Genomic DNA, 20,440 nt, shown 5'->3' on the forward strand with positions numbered 1-20,440 from the left:
CGTCTCAGCGAGGCGTCGAGCGTTGCGGTTGAATCAGTATCCAGATCAGCCAAGGCCCGCCCACTACTGCGGTGACGATGCCCACCGGCAGCTCTATGGGGGCCATCACCAGGCGCCCGACGAGGTCGGACAGCACCATTACCAGCGCGCCGGCGAGGGCGGAGGCCACCAATGGCACCCGACGCGACCCGCACAAGTGACGGGCGATTTCGGGACCGATCAGGCCGACCATGCCCACCGGGCCGGCGACGGCGACGGCCAGCGCCGTCATCACCACCGAGGTCGCCAGCACCTGGGCCCGGCGCCGCTTGAGGGCTACGCCAAGCCCGCTCGCCACGGCGTCGGAAAAGCGCATCAGGGTGAGGCTGCGGGCCAGGCCAAGCGCCAGGGGAAGGCCCAGCGCCAAGGCCACGACCAGCATGGTGGTCGCCCCGGCGGGTCGGCTATTGAGGGTGCCGACCGTCCAGGGATAGGCGGCATTGGCAACATCGATGGCGGCCCGCGCCAGCACCAGTTGCGTCACCGCGGCGAACACCGCGCCGACGCCGATACCGGCGACGATGAAGCGATAGCCCCGGGCCCCGCCACCCAGCGAGAGCCCGAACGTCAGGGCGGCCGCCGTTGCGCCACCGGCCAGAGCCATGGCCGAGGGCGCCAGGCTGATTCCCATGCCCACCACCGAGGCCACGGCGAAGGCCGTGGCGCCGTTGTCGATGCCGATGATCCCCGGCGTCGCCAGGCGATTGCGGGCGAGTGTCTGCATCAGGCACCCGGCCAAGGCGAAGGCGGCACCGGTAAAGAGCGCCGCCACCAGACGGGGCAGGCGGAGTTGACCGACCACGAAGGCCTCCATCGGCGCGCCCTGCCCGGTCATGGCTCCCCACACCGCGCCCGGCGACAGCCTGATGTTACCGAGGCTCAGATAGGCCAGGCTGGCGAGCGCCAGGGCCAGCGCGAGCCCGGCGCCGGCGATCAGGCCGCGGCGATGGATCAACAGGCTCAGGCGCCCGCGGGCAATCAGCCACATGCCCGTAGGCGGCGCAGCGGCACTGGCCTGGCATGGACCTGGGATGTCGGCCTCAGCGCGGGAAGCAGTGACTTTCATGATGACTTGTCCATCGGCAATCTCAGGGTTTCTTGGTGACACCGTGACCCTCGCCCCAGGTGATGAGCCCGACCACCCGCCGGGTTCACAGGCTGGGCAGGCGACGCGCCCGCACCACCATGATCAGCACCGGTGCCCCCACCAGCGCCGTCAGCACACCTAACGGAAGCTCGGAAGGCGCCACCAGGCGTCTCGAGATCACATCGGCCGACAGCACCAGCAAGGGCCCGAGCGGCAGGCACAGCAGCAGGGTCCGGCGGAGTTCCGGTCCGCCGATGGCTCGCGCCATGAATGGCACCACCAGCCCCACGAAGGCGATCGGCCCGGCGATGGCGGTGGCGCCACCGACCAGCAGCGCGACGATGATCACCGCCAGCAGACGCAATCGGCCGGGATGATGACCGAGGCCGGCGCTTGCCCGTTCGCCCAGCGCCAGGCTGGCCATGGGCCGCGCCACCATCACCAGCACCAGGCCTGCCAGGGCAACGCTTGGCATCACCGCCAGCAGATCGTCCAGGCGACGCCCGGCGAGGCTACCGACGACCCAGAAGCGGATTTCGTCGGCGGCGCGCCGATCGATCAGCAACAGCAGCGAAGTCAGCGCCGCCAGCAGGCTGGAAAAGGCGGCGCCGGCCAGCACCAGGCGTATCGGGTCGTTGCCCAGGCCCCGCACCCGCGTCACCCCGAGCACGCAGGCGCAGCCGAGCAATGCCCCCAGCTGGGCGACGCCGATACGCAGCTCCAGCACCGTTGCCCCGAGCGACAGCATCACCGCCACGGCGAAAGCGCTCCCGGCACTGACGCCCAGGAGGCCCGGTTCGGCCAGGGGGTTGCGCGAGATGACCTGCAGCAGCGCTCCGGCCACCGCCAGCGACGCACCGACCACGAGGCCTACCAGGGTGCGAGGCAAGCGCAACTGCCAGACCACGAAGCGGGCATCCGCATCATTGCCGCCGACGAGGGCCGCCAGCGAGCGCATCACGCCCACCTCGCCAGCCCCCACGACAAGGCTCGCCAGCATGACGAGCCCCACGCAGGCGACCAGCGTCAGCAGGCACTGCCCTTGGCCGAGTGGCCCCGAGAACCGCGCCCTCGCCCCACCGATCCACGCTGTCACGGAGCGCTATCGCCGGCCAGGGCCGCCTCGATATCGTCGAGCACGGCCTGGGCGGCCAGCGGTCCATTGGCACTGGTCCACAGCTGTCCATCCACCGCCATTACCCGGTCGTCCTCGACCACGGACAGACGGCGGAAGGCCGGCGTCTGCTCGGCGGCGGCCAGCGCCTGCTCACCATCGTCATTCAAGGTGGCGAGAAACAGCCAGTCGCCGTCGATCTGGCTCAACGCCTCGAGGCTCAGCGGGTCGCTGTGGGGTCGCCCCCCCGGCACCAGCCCCTCGTCGGTCACCTTAAGGCCCGCCGCCGACAGCAGCCCGGTGGAAAATAGCTGGGTCGACATCACCAGCGGCCCCTGGGGCATCCAGCGCACCAGGTGGACACGATCGCCCCGCGCTTGCTGCGCGGCGGCGCGGATCGACTCGGCGCGGGTCTCGACGGCGCCGATCGCCTCGGCGACACGATCGCGGCGGCCCAGGGCCTCGCCGAACAGCAGCGCTTCCTGCTTCCAGGCCTCGGGCGCCAAGCCCTCGGTGGTCGGCACCACCGTCGGCGCCAGCTGAGACAACAAGGCATAGGTGGCGTCTGACAGCGACGGTGAGGCGAGGATCAGGTCCGGCGCGAGCCCCACCACCGCCTCGACGTTGACTTCGCCGGCGAGGCCGACGATCTCAAGGTCCGGTACGCTGGCCTGAAGGTACCGGGCCACGTCCTGGCCGCCGCGGGTCGCCACGCCGCCGAGCGGCGTCACGCCGGCCGCGAGCGCCGCATCCAGGGCACCTTCATACAGCGTCACCACGCGACTCGGCTCGCCGTCGATCTCGACGTCACCGAAGCCGGTTACCAGGGTGCGAGCCTGGGCCTGAACGCTCAGCAGGGAACCCAGCAGGCAGATCCCGGCCAGCGGAAGCCACCGGCGCGAAGGAGTTCGGCCCCTCGGGGCGCGGGCAAAGACACGAGATACGGGCATGATGGTCGGTATCCTGTTCAACATCCGGGCGAGCCTGCACGGATGATGGAAGTGGGCTCGGGGTGACGGAGATGTTAATCACTCTCACTATCATTTTCACCCCTTCGTGCGTGCGCCACGTCGAACGAAGCGTTCGGCGCGGCGCAGCCTTGTATGTCGGGATTACGGCCTGGCCTAGAAGTCGACGTTAAGGCCAAGCCATAGGCGCCGACCGTCCTCGACGTAACCGTACTCGTCGTAGGTGATGGCTTCGTCGAACAGGTTGTAGATGCCGATGTTGATCTTGGCCGCCTCGGTCAATCGGTAGCCGACGCCGGCATCGACGAAGGTGTAGGACGGGGCCACGATGGCGCTCTGCGAAGGCCCGGTATTGGGCTGGCTTTCCTCGCCGCGGTAGGTCACGCGCGTCCACTGAGCCAGGCGGTCACTGACCGCCCAGTCCAGGGTGGCCGAGACCTGATGCTTGGGCAGCTGAGTCAGTGGCTCGCCCTTGTACTCGCCGCTCTTCTGCTCGGAGTCGGTGTAGGTGTAGCTGGTGCCAAGCTCGAGGGACTCGCCGATCGGCGTGGCCAGTGACAGCTCGACGCCCTGGGTCACCGCCTCATCGACATTGATCCGGGTGGTCGGATCGGAGCCGAACTGGTTGGGGCCATCGGGGCAGACGCTGGCGGGGCAGGCCACGCGAGTGATCTTGTCGTCGAAGTCGTTGTGGAACAGCGTGGCACTGGCGGAGAGGCCGTTGGCGGCGTTGTACAGCAACGCCAGCTCCTTGTTCAGCGACGTCTCGGGCTCGAGGTCCGGGTTTCCGTAGACATCGCCGCCCCGGCTCGTCTGCCCCCAGTCGGGGGTGATCTCACGCAGGTTGGGGGCGCGATAGCCGGTCGAGACACCGCCCTTGAGCGTCCATTCGGAGGCCATGTGCCAGACACTGTACAGCCGTGGGCTGACCTGGCTGCCGTAGTTCTCGTCATCGTCCAGGCGCACGCCACCGGTGAGCGACCAATCCTGGGTCAGCATCCACTCGTCCTCGGCGAACAGCGCCCACTGGCTGTTGCGCACGTTGGTGCGATCGGAAATCTGGTTGGTGGTCTGGTCATCGAGCTCCTCGTCTTCGAAGCTCGCGCCGACGGTCACCATGTGCGCGCCGAGCGGCATCACCAGGCTCGACTTGGCGGTGGTATTGGTGATCTCGATCTCTCGGCTCTTGTTGTCGGCGACCTCACGCTGGACAAAGGTCTCGCTGGTACCGATGCCCCAGCGTCCGGTATGGGTTAGGGCAAAGTGCTCATGGGTGTATTCATCGAAGCTGTCGGAACAACCGCCACGACAGCCGTCCGAGGGCGCCGAATGCCCCATCAGCGATTCGCGATCCTGCTCGGTGCGACCGGCCTCGAGGGCGATGTCATGGTCGCTGCCTGGCGTCAGGGTCAGCTTGGCGGTCAGGCTCTGAACGCTCTTGTCTTCGAAGCCATAGACGATATCGTCCTCGTCACGCTGGGAGGCGCGGCCGTAGACCTGCAACCCCAGCAGATCCTCGGACAGGGGTCCGGCCACGTAGAAGTTGGCCTGGCGGCTGTCGCCGGAGTCGCTGTCTTCTTGCAGGACGCTATCGAGCTGCAGGTTGCCGCTCCACTCCGCCGCCACCTTGCGCGTGATGACGTTGATCACGCCGCCGATGGCATCTGAGCCGTACAGCGTCGACATGGGCCCTCGCACCACCTCGATGCGCTCGATCGCCTGCAGTGGCGGCAGCCAGTCCTGTTCGAACCCGGCGCTGCCGTTGGGGCGTGACTCTCGGGTGCCCTGGGGGCGGCCGTCGACCAGGATCAGGGTGTACTGGGATGGCATGCCGCGAATGCTGATATCGTACCCCTGGTCCCCCGCCCCACCGCCGGTGACGATGACGCCGGGCACGTCACGCAGGGCATCGGTGACATCGCGGTAATAGCGCTTCTCCATGTCCTCGCGGGTGATGACGCTGATCGAGGCCGGCGCATCCTTCTGGCTCTGGTCGAAGCCGGCGGCGGTCACCACCACATCGTCCAGGTCCAGCGCCTCGGCGGACCAGGCCGGTGTGCAGATGGCGGTCCCCGCCAGGGCGACTCCGCTCCAGGCAATCTTGGCCAGCCCCGCACGGCGGCGACAGGCCTGGGTCAGCGGCGGCAGGGAAGGACGGCGCGGGAGCGCCTGACGAGCGTCGAAGCAAGGCATGGTGCGATACAACTCCTGAAACGGGCCGCCTGGCTGTCCATACGGAAAAGCCTGTCTGGCGGCAAACGAGCGTCGGGGCAAGGCGCTGGTACGGGGGTCCTGGCGGAGCCGCCGCGGTGGCGTGCCATGAGCGAGACAAATGTTAAATATCAATCTTTCTCATTTAGATTCTTGCATGAATCCTGCACATTTTTCCCGCGACACCCCGTTGCGTGTTACGCAACGATGCCGACCACCAAATGCCAATGATTTTCAAATACCGTTGCGGTTGTGTCACACTACGCCCCGATGCCCGCGTGCCTCTCGCCGCCACACAACGGCTCTCACCGAGCACCACGGCTACGCCGACAAGACCCGTCGCCGGCGCGAGAAGGCTCCCCAGCGCCTTCGAGATGGCACCCCAACGCCTTCGAGATGGCATCCCAGCGCCTTCGAGGTGGCACCCCAGCGCCTTCAAGATGGCGGGCGAAGCTCGGCGCTGCGCCCCGGAGGCCGCGGGAGCACGACCCGCAGCCAGTCCTGCAGGCACCCGGCAGTCACGAGCCACTACCACGTTCCGGAGAGCCCCATGCCCGACCTCGACGAACTCCTCGCCTTCGCCAGCGTGATGGAATCCGGCAGCCTGACCCAGAGCGCCGCCGAGCTCGGGCTCGCCAAGTCGACCCTGAGCCGCCGCATCAGCCAGCTGGAGTCACGCCTCGGTCAGCCGCTGATGAAGCGTCAGGCGAATCAGTTGCTGCCTACCGAGGCCGGCGAAATGTACTACCAGGTCAGCCGCCAGATCCTCGATCTGGCGCAGCGCGGCCAACGCCATCTGGATTCCCTGCGCGAGGAGGTCAGCGGCCAGGTGGTGGTAGAAGCCCACCGCGCGCTGACCCGCAGCTGGCTGGGACGCAGCATGGAGCAATTCCTCGAGCAGTATCCGGCGGTCAGCCTGACCCTGCGTACCCGGGAAGCGCCCCCACGGGACCCCGATTTTCAGGGCGTTGGCGTGTGGCTTGGCGACATGCTCGACGGCGGCCTGCGCCAGGAACCGCTCGGCCAGCTCGAGCGCGGCATCTATGCGCATCCCGACTACCTCGCGCGGCACGGCGCGCCAGACAGTCCGGAGGCGCTGTCCCGCCACGCCTGGATCGACCTGATCGGCGAGACCAACGGCGGGCTCACGCTGCACCACGCCCAGGGTGCCACGGTGCACTTTCAGCCACCGCCGTCACGCTTTCGGGTCGACCAGTCGACGTTGCATATCGATGCCATCACCCGCGCCCAGGGCCTCGGAGTGCTGCCCTGCTGGCTCGCGGCGGCCCGCGAACGCGCCCACCCCGGCGAGCTGAAGCGCTGCCTGATCGACTGGGCTCCCAAGCCGTTGCCGATCACCCTGGTCTACGGCTTCGGCCGTCAGCCACGCAAGCTCGCGACATTGCTTGATCACCTGCGTGGCTCGGTCCCGGAGAGCTGGCGGAGTACGGACGAGGTCCGCCGAGCCGGCTGACACCGGCATCGTCCCGCAACGAGCGCCCGCGCCGGCCCCCTTCGACCTCGTCACTGTTGTCTCTGGCTGGCCGCGACGACGCCTGCACCGCGGCGCTCCCGCGCCCGACCGACAAGCCCCCTGCCGCTGAAACCGGTAATTTGCTAACCTTAATCGACGGACGTCGTTGATCACGCTGTCGCGACTCGCCCCCACGGACCCGGCGGAGGAAAGCCATGGCGCTCAAGGAATATGCGCTCGGCGGCATCTATTTCAGCCCGTTACTGCTGTATGCCGTCCTCGGGGCGCTGGGCGCCCTGATCCTGCGCAGCCTGCTGCACCGCCTGGTCGGCTCCTCGCGCCTGTGGTTCGAGGCCTGGCTCGATGCCTCCTTGTTCGTCCTCTGCACCGCCGCCGTCGCCTGGTTCGGCGCCAACGCTACGGGAATCACCTGAATGCGCACCGCTCTTCGTCTGCTGATCACCCTGGTGGTGGTCGCCGCCGCCATCGCTGCCGGCTTCTGGCTATGGCATTACTACCTCTATAGCCCCTGGACCCGAGATGCCCGAGTGGGGGCCGACATCATCACCATCGCCCCCGACGTCTCGGGCCGGGTGGTGACACTGCCCGTCGCGGATAATCAACGCGTTGAGGCCGGCGATACGCTGTTTCGCATCGATGATGCCCGCTACACGGCGGCGCTGAACAAGGCCAGCGCCGTGGTCGCCCAACGCGAGGCCGAGCTCGCGCTGCGCCAGGACGAGGCCTCGCGGCGCTCGCGGCTGAGTCGCCAGGCGATCAGCGCCGAAAACCTCGAGTCGGCCACTATCAACAGCCAGGTCGCGTCGGCCTCCCTCGACCAGGCCAGAAGCGATGCGGCCAGCGCCCGCCTGGACCTGGAGCGCACCGAGGTCAGCGCGCCGGTCTCGGGGCATGTCCTCAACCTGCAGCTCGCCGAAGGCAATTACGTCAACCGGGGAACCGCCGTCATGGCCCTGGTGCGCGATGACTCCTTCTATGTCACGGCGTACTTCGAGGAAACCAAGCGCCCGGCGTTTACCGAAGGCGACCGCGCCACGGTGATCCTGATGAGCGGCGATATCACCCTGGAAGGCCATGTCGAAAGCATCGGTCGCGGCATCGCCAACGACAACACCACCCCCAACAACCAGCTGTTGCCTCAGGTCCAGCCGACCTTCAGCTGGGTGCGGCTGGCCCAGCGCATCCCTGTCCGCATCGCCCTCGATGAGCGTCCCGAGTCGATCACCCTGAGCGCCGGCATGACCGCTACCGTGCGCGTCGAGCCTGCGGCGGAGTAAACCGTGATGTCGACCTGGTGGCAGGCCTATCTGACGCCGCCCGCCAGCGCCGTCAAGTTCGCCATCAAGGCGACCCTGGCGATGCTGCTGGCGCTTTACATCGCGCTCTGGTGCGACCTCGACCGCCCCTACTGGGCGTTGATCTCGGCGGCGTTTCTGCAGATCCGCCCGATGAGCGGCATGGTGTTCGAGAAGGGACTCAGCCAGATCACCGGCACCGCCATCGGCTGCCTGGTCGGTATCGCGATCATGACCGCCTTCGTCCAGGCCCCGATCCCGGCGCTCACCAGCCTGACGCTGTGGATCATGCTGTGTACCTATGCCGCATCGCTGACGCGCAACAATGCGTCCTACGGCTGCATCATGGCGGCGGTGACGGCGATGTTGATCGTGATCATCACCGCAAGCTCGCCTGGGGGCATGTTCGGTATTGCCGTGGCGCGGCTCTCGGAGCTTTCCCTTGGCGCCCTCTGTGCCACCCTGGTCAGTTCCTTGCTGTGGCCGATCAAGGTTCGCGATCACCTGGCGGACCTGGCCGACAACGTGGTCAACCAGGCCTTTCTGCACGGCGCCAAGCGGCTCGAGAACAGCGACGACATTACCGAATTGCAGCGCACCTTGATCGCGAGCCTCGGCCCCCTCACCCAGCTCGAGACCGATAGCCAGGCGGCTCGCTACGAGGGCCCCGAGGGCAACGCCCGGATCCGCGCCAGTCACGTGCTGACGAGGCGCACGCTGCGCCTGATGGCGATTCTGCATGCACTGCAACAGCTACTGCGCTTCCATGGCGACGGGCTCCCCCAGCGCACCCGCGAGCTGGCCACCGACATCGCCGCAGGCCTGCGCGAGTCGGCCCACAGCAGCGGCGTGCCCCAGGCCAGGGCGCGCCTTCAGGCGCTGCGCCACCGAGCGCTCACCTGCCTGGAACAGGATGCGCGGGAGGCTGAGCGAGACGCCGACGGCGCGACGCCCACGCCCACGCCCACGCCCACGCCCACGCCCACGCCCACGCCCACGCCCAGCGGACATGATGACGTCCTGCGTGATCGTGTCACGCTGGGCCTGCGTGAGGCGCTTGGCCATGCGCTGGTCATCCTCGATGCCCGTGAAGCCATCCACACCCCCCGCGACAAGCGCCTGCGAGCCGCCAAGCTGGCCTGGCACCGAGACCACCTGGCCGCGGGGCTCAATGCCCTGCGTGCCGGCATCGTGTTCGCCGTCCTGGCGACATTCTGGGTCCTGACCAGCTGGGACAATGGTCAGGTCGCCATGCTGCTCGGCACGCTGTTTTCCGCCTTCTTCGCCAGCCGCGACAACCCGGCCACCGTCGCCATGATGTTCGCCAAGGGCATGGTCGCCGCCATTCCCAGCGCCTTCCTCTTCGGCCACGTGCTGCTGTCCCAGGCCAGCGGGTTCGCCATGCTCGCCCTGCTGTTCATGCCCCCGCTATTTCTCGGCCTGCTGGGGGCGGCGAACCCGAAGCTGATGGGCTACTGCCTGGCCTTCACGATCGGCAATATCCTGCTGACCATGCCCGGCAACGGCATGGACTTTTCCTTCGACAGCTTTATCAACCGCGCCATCGCGGTGATGATTGGGCTGGCGGTTGTGGTCATGGCCTTTCGCATGATCCCGGGGTTCTCGTCGGGAATACGCAAACGGCGCCTGGTCGGTGCCACGGTGCACGACCTGAAGGGACTGCTCGACCGACCACCCTCGGAGGCCGAGGCGCGCTTCAGCGGACGCATGGCCGATCGCCTGCTGCAGCTTGCCGGCCACGACGACTTGCTGCCCGACGACCAGCGCTACCTGTTCACCCTGGGGCTTACCGGGCTCGATCTGGGCTACGCCAGCCTGCACCTGAGGCGACGCCTGGAGGGGCATGCGGACCAACGCATTGCCGACGCCCACCGAGCGTTGCACCGCGGCCTCGCCGACGACTACGCGGCTAGCGCTCGCGGCGAGCTGCCGAGTGCTGCCAAGCAGCAAGGCCAGGCCCTGCTGCACGTGCTGGACGAGTTGGACCACTTGACGCTCCACCAGCGACGCCTGACGGCGGGCCTGATCGAACGACTGACGCTGTCGCTGACGCGCCAGGCCGAACGCTCCCGGGCGGCTCTCGGCGGAGGCAACGACGGCGAAGCACGCCACGAGGCACCGACAACGGTTGCTCGAGCCGACGGCCCGGCTCGGTGACGCCGCCGGGCCGACTCGGTGAGGCTGCCGCGTATGGCCAGCCCCCTGCGCTCGCACCATCGCTGGCATCCGTTGGCCCGGGAATTGCTTTTCACTAGGTCACGAAGTGCGCCCACGCCGGCGCGCCCATGGCTCATCAACGACGGCTCCTGGGGGTTAGGCCAGGGCGGTTTCATCTGTTTGGAGAACCCTTGCTCATGTTTGCCGAACTCTTCGCCGTGATGGCGCCGGTGATCGCGGGTGCCACCCTCGGTTTCACCTGGATTCGCCGGGGCCTCGACTACCCGGTGGCCTTCGTCACCAAGCTGGTGTTCAACATCGGCACGCCGGCGCTGGTACTGGCGTCCCTTTCCGGTGCAGACATCGATGCCTCGAGTTTCGGTCGCACCATGTTGGCCACCGCCTTGGTGCTGATCAGCATGGGAGCGCTGGCCTTCGTCCTCGCCAAGCTGCTGCGCCGCGACTGGCGCGTGCTGCTGGCCCCGACCATGTACCCGAATACCGGCAACATGGGCCTGCCGGTGGTGCTGTACGCCTTCGGCGAGTCCGGCTTCGCCTTCGGCATCACGGTGATGGTGACCGTCTCGCTGTTCCAGTTCACCCTCGGCACCATGCTCGCCTCGCGTGGCAATCCGCTGAAGTCCCTGGTCAAGACGCCGACGGTCTACGCCATCGTGATCTCCATGGCGCTGCTGCTCACCGACACCGAGCTGCCCCTGTGGCTCGACAACAGCGTCGATCTGATCTCGGGCTTCACCGTGCCATTGATGCTGATCACCCTCGGCGTGTCCCTGGCCAGCATCCAGGTCAAGAACCTGCGCTCGGGCATCGGCTTCAGCCTGTTGCGGATTCCCCTGGCGGCGCTGACCGCCTGGGGCATCGGGACCTGGCTGGCTCTGCCGCCGGCGGCACTGGCGATTCTGGTACTGCAGATGAGCATGCCGGTGGCGGTCTTCAACTATCTGTTCGCCCAGAAGGCCCAGCGCGAACCGGCCTATGTGGCAAGCCTGGTGTTCTGCTCGACCTTGCTGTCGCTGATCTACCTGCCGATATTGCTGGCGATTCTGATGTAGGCTGAAGGCGACGGCGATAGGCACCGCCATTCGCCCACGGACTCACCGGAGCATTCCCATGTCGCGCAGCCGAGCCCCATCTCTGCCCTGGTCATTGCGGATATCACCGTGCTTCCCGCGCCGACAGGCCAGCCGTGCCGTGGCCCTGAGCCTGGCCGCCGTACTGGCCACGGCGATGATGCCGGCAACGGCACTGGCCGATGAGGCGCTCGTCGAGCAGCGTCCTACCCTGCACTACCCGTTGCGCCTGGACGTCGTGGCCACTGGCTTGGCCTTCCCCTGGTCCCTGGCCTTTCTCCCCGATGGACGGGCCCTGGTCAGTGAGCGCGGTGGAAGCCTGGCGCTGATCGACAACGGCCAGGTGACGCGGCTAGAGGGCATGCCCGAGGTCTCGGCCCGCGGCCAGGGCGGGCTTTTCGATCTCGCCCTGCACCCCGACTACGGCGATGGCGAGCACGACTGGCTGTATTTCAGCTGGGCACGACCGGCGCCGGATGATGACGATCGAGAAGGCGACGCCACGGCCCTTTCGCGGGTGTGGTTCGACGGCAACCACCTGGGCGACACCGAGCTTCTGTTCACCCAGAACCGCTTCTCCCGGCCCGGGCGCCACTATGGTGGCCGCATCGCCTGGCTACCCGACGCTACCTTGGTGCTGTCCATCGGCGACCGCGGCGTCGACAAGTCCCGCGCCCAGGATCCCGGCGATCACGCCGGCAGCCTGCTGCACCTCACCGAGCTCGGCGAGCCGGTCAGTGACCCGGAGGGCCAGCCGGCGTTTCCCGATCGCCCCGAGGCCGATCCCGCGCTCTATTCCATGGGCCATCGCAATCCGCAGGGGCTTGCCGTGGCGGCCGATGGCACCCTGTGGTCCACCGAGCACGGGCCACGTACCGGCGACGAGCTCAACCGACTCCTCCCCGGCGAGAACTATGGCTGGCCCGAGGTGACACTTGGCCGCGACTACGTCACCAACCTGCCGATAGGCAAGGAATCGGCCCCCGGCATGCAAGACCCGGTGCACGTCTTCGAGGGCCGCTTCGCGCCGTCGGGCCTGGTCGTGGTGCAAAGCGAGCTGCTGCCTGCCTGGAACGGCGACTTGCTGGCCGGGGGGTTGCGGGGCGAGCGCTTGGTGCGCCTCAGACTCGATGGCGACACCCTGGTCGAGCGTGAAGTCGTGCTCAATGGCGAGGCCGGGCGCCTGCGCGACGTGCGCCAAGGCCCCGACGGTGCCATTTACCTGCTCACCGATGATGACCCTGGTCGTCTACTGCGCCTGAGCCCCGCCGTCAACGACTGAGGCCAGCACTTGCCGCGCTCGTCTCGATAGCCTGAGGCCCGCCGCGACAGCCTGAGGCCCGCTGCCACCAATCGCGCGCCGGTCGCGGTCGTCAACGGGCCGCTGGCAGCGCGATGTCACGGTCGACAAGCGCTTTCACTGCGTCTGCTGAACGCGACACTTCGCGACGAGACGAGGGCCGATAACGGTGCCGGGCGGCGCTCTGCCGCGGCCAGCGCCCCCATCACGACTCGCTGCTCATGCCGAACCGGCATGAGCCTGGGTGGCCGCCGCCGGCATCGCCCCGCCTCATCGGGGCCACCCATGTTCCGCGGCCAGGGGCCATACCGAATTTGAATGATGGTTCAAAGACCGTTAGGGTATTGGTCCTTTCAGCGCGTCAACGGTCAAACCTGTCATCCTTTGGCGACCAACGCGGTCGCACGAAGACGTCATCGACCAAGGCGCACACCCACGCTCCGGAAGACGAACGCCGACGCCACGGCTCTGCCCTGACGTCGACCTTCATCGTTCGGCCGGCGTGACGATCACATTCCGTCATCCATCAAGGCAAACCTCCCCATGAGCGAGAACCGATCCGTCAAGATCAAGGTTCGCGGCCTGAGCAAGGTCTTCGGCGATTCGCCGAAGAAGGCGCTAAAGCTTCGCGACGAGGGCATGAAGCGCCCCGAGATCCTGGAAAAGACCGGCCAGACCCTGGGCCTCTCCAACATCGACTTCGACGTCCACGAGGGCGAACTGCTGGTCATCATGGGCCTGTCGGGCTCCGGCAAGTCGACCCTGATCCGCTGCCTCAACCGGCTGATCGAGCCCACCGAGGGCGAGATCGTGATCGACGGCGAGGACATTCCGCAGCTCGGCGACAAGGCGCTGCTGGAATGTCGCCGTCGCCATTTCTCGATGGTGTTCCAGAACTTCGCCCTGTTTCCCCACCGCACCGTGCAGCAGAATGCCGAGTTCGGCCTGGAGATTCGTGGTGTCGACAGCGCGGAACGAACCAAGACCGCCCGTGATGCCCTGCACCAGGTGGGCCTCGGAGGCTGGGAAGACGCCTACCCCAACCAGCTGTCCGGCGGCATGCAGCAGCGTGTGGGCCTCGCCCGTGCCCTGGCCAACGACTCCACCGTGCTGCTGATGGACGAAGCCTTCTCGGCGCTGGACCCGCTGATCCGCAAGGACATGCAACAGGAGCTGCTCGAATTGCAGCACCGCATGAAGAAGACCACGGTGTTCATCACCCACGATCTCGACGAGGCGCTCAACATCGGCGATCGCATCATCCTGCTCAAGGACGGTGAAGTGGTGCAGATCGGCACCCCCGAAGAGATCCTGACCAAGCCCGCCGACGACTACGTCGAACGCTTCGTCGAAGGCGTTGACATGTCGCGGGTGCTGACCGCCGAAAGCGCCATGCGACCGGTTCGCGCCACCGCGCGCGAAGACGACGGCCCGCGGACGGCACTGCGCAAGATGAAAGAAAACGCACTGGACTCGATCTACGTCACCAGTCGCGATCGCAAGCTCAAGGGCCTGTTGGAGGTCGACGCCGCCAATGCCGCCATCCAGGCTGGCCACGACAGCATCGAGTCCTCCATGACCCAGGACTTCCGCACCGTGGGGCCGGACGAGCCGCTGCACAACCTCTTCGCCCTGTTCAGCGAGAAGAGCTTCCCCATCGCCGTGGTCGACGACGAACGCCGTCTTCTCGGCGTGGTGGTCAAGGGCGCGGTCCTCGATGAACTGGCACAGGCAGGAGATCACTGATGGCGATCGACATTCCCCGCATCCCTCTCGGTGACTGGATCGAAACCGGCCTGACCTGGTTGACCACCGAGTACTCCTCCGTCACCCGCGGCATCTCCAAGGTGACCCAGACCGGCATCGACGGCCTCAACGACGCCCTGATGTGGCTGCCCGACTGGGCGCTGTTGGCGATCATCGCCGCACTGTGCTGGAAGATCGCGAGCCCGCGCCTGGCCATCGGCGCCGTGGCGGGCCTCGCCCTGATCTGGAACCTCGGCCTGTGGGACCCGATGATCGAGACCCTGACCCTGGTGGTGATCGCCACTCTGGTCGCGGTGGTCATCGCGCTGCCCGTCGGTATCGCCGCGGCGCTGTCCGACCGGCTCTACCGCCTGATCATGCCGATTCTGGACTTCATGCAGACGATGCCGGCCTTCGTCTACCTGATTCCGGCGATCCCGTTCTTCGGTATCGGGTCGGTCTCGGCGATCTTCGCCACGGTGATCTTCTCGATGCCGCCGGCGATCCGCTTCACCACCCTGGGCATTCGCCAGGTGCCGGTCGAGTTGATCGAGGCCGCCGACGCCTACGGTGCGACGCGCAGCCAGAAGCTGTTCAAGGTTCAGCTCCCGCTGTCTCTGCCGACGGTGATGGCCGGCATCAACCAGACCATCATGCTGGCACTGTCGATGGTGGTGATCGCCGCCATGATCGGTGCCGACGGCCTGGGTAGTGAAGTGTGGCGCGCCATCCAGCGTCTGCGCCCGGGTGACGGCTTCGAAGCCGGTATCGCCGTAGTCATCCTGGCGATGCTGCTCGATCGCCTGACCCAGTCTCTGCGCAAGCAACGCAAGCGCTGATTGCCAACGCAGGTCAAGCGTTGGTCCCAAGGAGGTGTTTGCATCCCACATTCGCCTCCTGCACGCTAAATACGTTCATCGCAAGGAGAATTGCAGCATGTCACAGCATTTGAAACCGAGTGTCCGCATCACTGGCCTGGCTCTGGCCGTCGCCGGTGCCTTCGCCGCCACCGGCGCTCAAGCCCAGGACAAGGGCACCGTGCACCTGGCCTACGTCGAGTGGTCGAGCACCGTGGCGTCCACTAACGTCATGCAGGCCGTGCTCGAACAAGCCGGCTACGAGGTCGAGACCTCCGCCCTGTCTGCCGCCGCCATGTGGCAGTCGGTCGCCACCGGTGATACCGATGCCCTGCTGGCGGGCTGGCTGCCGACCACCCATGAAGATTACTATGCGCGCCTCAAGGACCAGGTGGTGGATACCGGCGTCAACCTGGACGGCACCAAGTTGGGCCTGGCCGTTCCGGCCGATTCCGAAGCCAGCAGCATCGCCGACCTGAACGAGTACCAGGACGACTTCAACGGCGAGATCATCGGCATCGATCCCGGCGCCGGCCTCATGCGCCTGACGGAAAACGTGGTCGACGCCTATGATCTCGACCTCGACCTGCGTACCGGCAGCGGCGCCACCATGACCGCCGCCCTCGGCAGCGCCATGGACCGCGACGAAGAAGTCGTGGTAACCGCCTGGACCCCGCACTGGATGTTCTCGCGCTGGGATCTCAAGTATCTCGACGACCCGCAGAACGTCTACGGCGGTGCCGAGCAGATCCACACCATCGTGCGCCAGGGCCTCGAAGAAGACATGCCCGAAGCCTACGCCATCCTGGACAACTTCAACTGGAACCCGGAAATGATGGGTGAGGTGATGCTGATGAACCAGGAGGAAGACAGCGACCCGTACGAAAACGCCAAGCAGTGGGTCGAGGAGAATCAGGACGTGGTCAGCGAGTGGCTCCCCGAGTCCTGAGAACAAGGTCTGGCTCCACCGTTCAGTGCCCGCGCCCCAGGCCAATGCCAGCCTGAGGCGTGACGACGCAAGCTCGGGCCGCCGGCCCAGGCCAGTCGAAGACCTGTTGCAGAGGGGGCGCCCGCGGGCGCCCTCTTTGACGTTTCTGATCATGTTCCTAGCGCTCTGAGACCACCCCGGGACGCGATCATCGGCGATACTGCGCAGGCGGTGTCGCGCCTCCAGCGTCCGCGAGCCCTCGGAACGTTAGCTAAAACTGTGTATAATTCTTGTCCAATAAAAAATCGTTCGTCGTAGGCCTCTGCTGCCGCGCTCCCTGCATCGCCAGTGTCGTCCGGTCATGCTCCACGTCGCCATTGCTCCAGCGTTGTCAGCCTCCGCCCAGCCAACCCTGCCGGCGCCTATGGGTCAGGCGTTGACGCGGAAACTGGCAAGCTCGGTCAAGCCGACCACACTGATGACTGGTTCATGCCAAAACCGGCGAAGCACCGAGTGCATTGCGCCACGAGCGAAGGTTTCACCGTTGCGAGTTCCGCCCGGGAGCTCGACAACGCCATTCAAGACTCGCCAACGCAAGGGAGATCGCCCATGGGAACAAACGAGCCCAATGACCCCTCGAAGACGCCGCCCGCGTCTGAGGGAGTGCCGGCCCCGGACGGGCCCAGCAACCTGATCGATACGGATTACGTGATCGGTCAGGACAATATCGTGACCAAGACCTTCGGCTTGGACGTCGATCTGCACGGCAAGGTGTTCACCATCTCGTCGCTGCTGATTCTGGTGTTCGTGGTCCTTACCCTAGCCCTGCAGAATGACATCGAACCGCTGTTCAATGGCATTCGCGGCTGGTTGACCAGCAACCTGACCTGGGTGTTTCTGCTCGGTGGCAATGTCTTCGTGCTGGTGAGCCTGGCGCTTATCGTCACGCCTCTCGGCAAGGTCCGCATCGGCGGCGCCAACGCCAAGCCGGACTATAGCTACGCCGGCTGGTTCGCCATGCTGTTCGCCGCGGGCATGGGCATCGGCCTGATGTTCTATGGCGTGTCCGAGCCGATGACGCACTTCTCCACCGCCCTGGGCGGGACCACGATGGGCGAGAACGGGATCCGCACCGACTGGGCCCCCCTCGGCGGCGCTGTCGGGGACGAGCAAGGTGCCGTTTCGCTGGGCATGGCCGCGACCATTTTCCACTGGGGCCTGCACCCCTGGGCCGCCTATGCCATCGTCGGCCTGTCATTGGCGATCTTCTCGTTCAACAAGGGCCTGCCGCTGACCATGCGTTCGGTGTTCTATCCGATCCTGGGCGAGCGCATCTGGGGCTGGCCGGGCCACGTGATCGATATCCTGGCGGTCTTCGCTACCCTGTTTGGCCTGGCGACCTCGCTCGGTCTCGGCGCCTCTCAGGCGGCGGCCGGCATGAGTGAGCTATTCGGCACGCCCAACACCGATACCACCATGGTGTTGCTGATCGTCGGTATCACCGCCATCGCGCTGTGTTCGATCCTGCTCGGCGTCGACAAGGGCGTTCAGCGCATCTCCCAGATCAACATGGTGCTGGCCTTCCTGCTGCTGTTCTTCGTGATCATCGTCGGTCCGACGCTGGCCATCGCCACCGGCTTCTTCTCGAACCTCGGCAGCTACCTGACCAATCTGCCGGCGCTGTCCAACCCGTTCGGCCGTGAAGACGCCAACTTCAGCCAGGGCTGGACCGCCTTCTACTGGGCCTGGTGGATCTCCTGGTCACCGTTCGTCGGCATGTTCATCGCCCGCGTCAGCCGTGGCCGCACCGTGCGTGAGTTCCTCACCGCCGTGCTGCTGGTGCCGACCCTGGTCTCCGTGCTGTGGATGACCGCCTTCGGCGGCACCGCCATCGACCAGTTTATCAGCGACGGCTTCACCGGCGTGCAGGACGCCGCTCTGGAACTCAAGCTGTTCGCCATGCTCGGCGAGTTGCCTCTGGCTTCGATCACCTCCTTCATCGGTATCGTGCTGGTGATCGTGTTCTTCGTGACCTCGTCGGACTCCGGGTCTCTGGTCATCGACTCGATCACCGCCGGCGGCAAGGTCGATGCGCCGACGCCCCAGCGCATCTTCTGGGCGATCATCGAGGGGGCCATCGCTATCGCACTGCTGCTGGGCGGCGGCTTGACCGCGCTTCAGGCGGCCTCGGTGTCCACCGGCCTGCCCTTCACCATCGTCCTGCTGGTGGCGTGCTATGCCGTCATCAAGGGCCTGATGAGCGAGCCCAAGTCGGTGTAACATCGCTGGCAACGCTCCGGCGAGCACGGCTCGCCTGATGACGCAACGGCGGCCTTCGGGCCGCCGTTGTTGTTGCTGGCTCCTGGGAGCGGCGAACTTCGCTGAACTCTCGCGCCCCCTCGCCAGGCCGGTACAGGATCTTTGAGAAGACTGTGCAGGACCTGCTGTAAGACTGTGCTAAGTGTACGCTAAGGCCCCGCTAAGCCCGATCTGGCATGGTGCCCTCTCGCCATCGAGAGACGCCCATGACCCAACGCCCCCTCCCCCTTGCCGGCGTGATCGCCATCGCCGCCGCCCTGCTGGTGCTGCGCGTCGAGACCCTGCCGCTGATGCCCATCGACGAGACTCGCTACCTGTCCGTTGCCTGGGAGATGTGGCAGCACCAGCAGTTTCTGGTGCCGATGCTCAACGGCGAGGCCTACGCCCACAAGCCACCGCTGCTGTTCTGGCTGATCAATACCGCCTGGTCGCTGTTTGGCCCATCAGACGGCGTATCGCGCCTGACCCTTCCACTGTTGGGTCTGACGAGCTTCGCCCTGCTCGACGCCATCGTGCGCGTCGGCTTTCCCGCCCAGCGCCGTGAGGGTCGCTGGGCGCCGGCGGTGCTGCTCAGCCTATCGCTATGGACGCTATTTCTGGCCTTGAGCATGTTCGACATTCTGCTGACGACCTGCCTGCTGGTCGGCGTGCTGGGCCTGGTCGGTTACGTGCGCAGGGCTCGGCTCACGATGGTGGCTCTCGCCGGACTCGGCCTGGGGCTTGGCCTTCTGGCCAAGGGGCCGGTGGTACTGCTCTATTGGCTGCCACTGGCGCTGGGCGTGCGCTACTGGAAGCCCAGCGAGACGCCGGCGCTCGTCCGCTATCCGCTCGCTATCCTCGCCATGCTGACCCTCGGTGGCATGATCGGCCTGGCCTGGGCCCTGCCGGCGGCGCTGGCCGGGGGCGAAGAGTACGCCAATGCCATTCTGTGGCATCAGGTCGCCGGCCGCGTCAGCAATGCCTTCGACCATGCGCGCCCATGGTACTGGTACCTGCCGCTGCTGCCGCTGGTGGTGTTTCCCTGGCCGCTTCTGCGCATCTGGCGCGGACCGATTCAGGCATCACCGCTGGAGCGCTTCGCCTTGATCGGCAGCCTGCCCGCGATCGTCCTGCTGAGCCTGGTCAGCGGCAAGCAGGTGCACTACCTGATGCCCATTCTGCCCTTCGTTGCGCTGTGGCTGGCGGCGCGTCTGTCGCGGCTAGAACCGAGACGTTCAACGGCGCAGAGCCTGTTTCTTGCGGCCTGTGCGCTGCTCACGCTGATGCTGCCGGACCTTGTTTTCCGCTTCGCCGATGGCCTCGACATCGCGCCAGGCTATCGCCTGCTGGCGGTGATTCCCCTTGCCCTCGCCGTGGCCTCATGGAGACAGCCTGACAAGCGCCTGCAGACGCTTGCCTGGCCGCTGACCCTGACCACCCTGCTGGTCGCGGCAGGCCCCATGCTCAACGCCAACTACAACCTCACGCCCATGGCGCAGCGCATTGGCGCCTACCAATCCCAAGGGGTGCCGGTAGCCTACATCGGCGAGTATGCCGATCAATTTCACTTTCTCGGCCGGCTCACCGAGAACATCGCCTCCCTCGACCACGACGCCGAGGTCGGCCCCTGGCTGCGCGCTCATCCGCTTGGCGTGGTCGTGGAAAAACCCAAGGACCAGTCGCTGACACCTTACGCACGGCTGCTCTATCGCCAGGCGTACCGCGGCGACGAGTACCTGCTAGTGAGTGTGGCGCCACCTCGGCTCGCAGCGCCACTAGCACCGGCGTCGCGCCCGCCCCCCCTCGCGACACAAGCCGTGGCCGTGCGCTAAG

15 protein-coding genes are annotated in these 20,440 nt (G+C 66.5%); 11 read left to right on the forward strand and 4 right to left on the reverse strand.

Annotation, left to right across the window (positions count from 1 at the left end; all coding sequences use genetic code 11):
• Positions 1 to 4: 4 nt before the first annotated feature.
• From ACUN9Y_RS08020 to ACUN9Y_RS08035, 4 genes are all read right to left on the reverse strand, one after another.
• A complete protein-coding gene (locus ACUN9Y_RS08020; RefSeq protein WP_445460169.1) occupies positions 5 to 1,105 on the reverse strand; it encodes a FecCD family ABC transporter permease in 1,101 nt (366 codons plus the stop codon).
• 85 nt (positions 1,106 to 1,190) lie between these two features.
• A complete protein-coding gene (locus tag ACUN9Y_RS08025) occupies positions 1,191 to 2,126 on the reverse strand; it encodes a FecCD family ABC transporter permease (RefSeq protein ID WP_445460379.1) in 936 nt (311 codons plus the stop codon).
• Between the two features lie 92 nt (positions 2,127 to 2,218).
• The gene (locus tag ACUN9Y_RS08030) at positions 2,219 to 3,190 is read right to left on the reverse strand and encodes an ABC transporter substrate-binding protein (protein ID WP_445460170.1); all 972 of its coding nucleotides are present in this window, start codon (positions 3,188 to 3,190) and stop codon (positions 2,219 to 2,221) included.
• Between the two features lie 174 nt (positions 3,191 to 3,364).
• Positions 3,365 to 5,401: a ligand-gated channel protein gene (locus ACUN9Y_RS08035; RefSeq protein ID WP_445460171.1), complete on the reverse strand. Its 2,037-nt coding sequence runs from the start codon at positions 5,399 to 5,401 to the stop codon at positions 3,365 to 3,367.
• 568 nt (positions 5,402 to 5,969) lie between these two features.
• On the opposite strand from ACUN9Y_RS08035, the gene ACUN9Y_RS08040 reads away from it, so the two are divergent.
• The 11 genes from ACUN9Y_RS08040 to ACUN9Y_RS08090 all read left to right on the forward strand — a co-directional run bounded on the left by ACUN9Y_RS08040 (position 5,970) and on the right by ACUN9Y_RS08090 (position 20,439).
• The gene (locus ACUN9Y_RS08040) at positions 5,970 to 6,893 is read left to right on the forward strand and encodes a LysR family transcriptional regulator (RefSeq protein ID WP_445460172.1); all 924 of its coding nucleotides are present in this window, start codon (positions 5,970 to 5,972) and stop codon (positions 6,891 to 6,893) included.
• 215 nt (positions 6,894 to 7,108) lie between these two features.
• Positions 7,109 to 7,327, forward strand: coding sequence for a DUF1656 domain-containing protein (locus tag ACUN9Y_RS08045; RefSeq protein WP_445460173.1), 219 nt, complete (start codon positions 7,109 to 7,111; stop codon positions 7,325 to 7,327).
• Positions 7,328 to 8,191, forward strand: a complete 864-nt coding sequence (locus tag ACUN9Y_RS08050; protein ID WP_445460174.1) for an efflux RND transporter periplasmic adaptor subunit — start codon at positions 7,328 to 7,330, stop codon at positions 8,189 to 8,191.
• 6 nt (positions 8,192 to 8,197) lie between these two features.
• A complete protein-coding gene (locus tag ACUN9Y_RS08055; protein ID WP_445460380.1) occupies positions 8,198 to 10,387 on the forward strand; it encodes an FUSC family protein in 2,190 nt (729 codons plus the stop codon).
• Positions 10,388 to 10,584: 197 nt separating this feature from the next.
• On the forward strand, positions 10,585 to 11,460 hold the full coding sequence (locus tag ACUN9Y_RS08060; RefSeq protein ID WP_445460175.1) for an AEC family transporter: 876 nt from the start codon (positions 10,585 to 10,587) through the stop codon (positions 11,458 to 11,460).
• Positions 11,461 to 11,518: 58 nt separating this feature from the next.
• Positions 11,519 to 12,760 carry a PQQ-dependent sugar dehydrogenase gene (locus ACUN9Y_RS08065; protein ID WP_445460176.1) on the forward strand — a complete coding sequence of 414 codons (1,242 nt, stop codon included), beginning with the start codon at positions 11,519 to 11,521 and terminating at the stop codon, positions 12,758 to 12,760.
• Positions 12,761 to 13,321: 561 nt separating this feature from the next.
• Positions 13,322 to 14,524, forward strand: a complete 1,203-nt coding sequence (locus tag ACUN9Y_RS08070; protein WP_445460177.1) for a quaternary amine ABC transporter ATP-binding protein — start codon at positions 13,322 to 13,324, stop codon at positions 14,522 to 14,524.
• 5 nt (positions 14,525 to 14,529) lie between these two features.
• Complete coding sequence (locus tag ACUN9Y_RS08075; protein ID WP_445460381.1) at positions 14,530 to 15,363, forward strand: ABC transporter permease; 834 nt, start codon at positions 14,530 to 14,532, stop codon at positions 15,361 to 15,363.
• A 97-nt stretch (positions 15,364 to 15,460) separates the two neighbouring features.
• Positions 15,461 to 16,330 carry a glycine betaine ABC transporter substrate-binding protein gene (locus ACUN9Y_RS08080; protein ID WP_445460178.1) on the forward strand — a complete coding sequence of 290 codons (870 nt, stop codon included), beginning with the start codon at positions 15,461 to 15,463 and terminating at the stop codon, positions 16,328 to 16,330.
• Between the two features lie 588 nt (positions 16,331 to 16,918).
• On the forward strand, positions 16,919 to 18,589 hold the full coding sequence (locus ACUN9Y_RS08085; RefSeq protein ID WP_445460179.1) for a BCCT family transporter: 1,671 nt from the start codon (positions 16,919 to 16,921) through the stop codon (positions 18,587 to 18,589).
• A gap of 245 nt (positions 18,590 to 18,834) precedes the next feature.
• Positions 18,835 to 20,439 carry an ArnT family glycosyltransferase gene (locus ACUN9Y_RS08090; RefSeq protein WP_445460180.1) on the forward strand — a complete coding sequence of 535 codons (1,605 nt, stop codon included), beginning with the start codon at positions 18,835 to 18,837 and terminating at the stop codon, positions 20,437 to 20,439.
• The last annotated feature ends 1 nt before the right edge of the window (position 20,440 follow it).

It is taken from the genome of Halomonas sp. V046 (assembly GCF_052645355.1).

Bases quoted from the DNA above. Each gene is read 5' to 3' on its own strand.
- ACUN9Y_RS08065 (WP_445460176.1), top strand. From the start codon at position 11,519: ATGTCGCGCAGCCGAGCCCCATCTCTGCCCTGGTCATTGCGGATATCA.
- ACUN9Y_RS08090 (WP_445460180.1), top strand. From the start codon at position 18,835: ATGACCCAACGCCCCCTCCCCCTTGCCGGCGTGATCGCCATCGCCGCC.
- ACUN9Y_RS08020 (WP_445460169.1), bottom strand. From the start codon at position 1,105: ATGAAAGTCACTGCTTCCCGCGCTGAGGCCGACATCCCAGGTCCATGC.
- ACUN9Y_RS08030 (WP_445460170.1), bottom strand. From the start codon at position 3,190: ATGCCCGTATCTCGTGTCTTTGCCCGCGCCCCGAGGGGCCGAACTCCT.
- ACUN9Y_RS08025 (WP_445460379.1), bottom strand. From the start codon at position 2,126: ATGCTGGCGAGCCTTGTCGTGGGGGCTGGCGAGGTGGGCGTGATGCGC.
- ACUN9Y_RS08080 (WP_445460178.1), top strand. From the start codon at position 15,461: ATGTCACAGCATTTGAAACCGAGTGTCCGCATCACTGGCCTGGCTCTG.
- ACUN9Y_RS08055 (WP_445460380.1), top strand. From the start codon at position 8,198: ATGTCGACCTGGTGGCAGGCCTATCTGACGCCGCCCGCCAGCGCCGTC.
- ACUN9Y_RS08050 (WP_445460174.1), top strand. From the start codon at position 7,328: ATGCGCACCGCTCTTCGTCTGCTGATCACCCTGGTGGTGGTCGCCGCC.
- ACUN9Y_RS08045 (WP_445460173.1), top strand. From the start codon at position 7,109: ATGGCGCTCAAGGAATATGCGCTCGGCGGCATCTATTTCAGCCCGTTA.
- ACUN9Y_RS08040 (WP_445460172.1), top strand. From the start codon at position 5,970: ATGCCCGACCTCGACGAACTCCTCGCCTTCGCCAGCGTGATGGAATCC.
- ACUN9Y_RS08070 (WP_445460177.1), top strand. From the start codon at position 13,322: ATGAGCGAGAACCGATCCGTCAAGATCAAGGTTCGCGGCCTGAGCAAG.
- ACUN9Y_RS08035 (WP_445460171.1), bottom strand. From the start codon at position 5,401: ATGCCTTGCTTCGACGCTCGTCAGGCGCTCCCGCGCCGTCCTTCCCTG.
- ACUN9Y_RS08085 (WP_445460179.1), top strand. From the start codon at position 16,919: ATGGGAACAAACGAGCCCAATGACCCCTCGAAGACGCCGCCCGCGTCT.
- ACUN9Y_RS08060 (WP_445460175.1), top strand. From the start codon at position 10,585: ATGTTTGCCGAACTCTTCGCCGTGATGGCGCCGGTGATCGCGGGTGCC.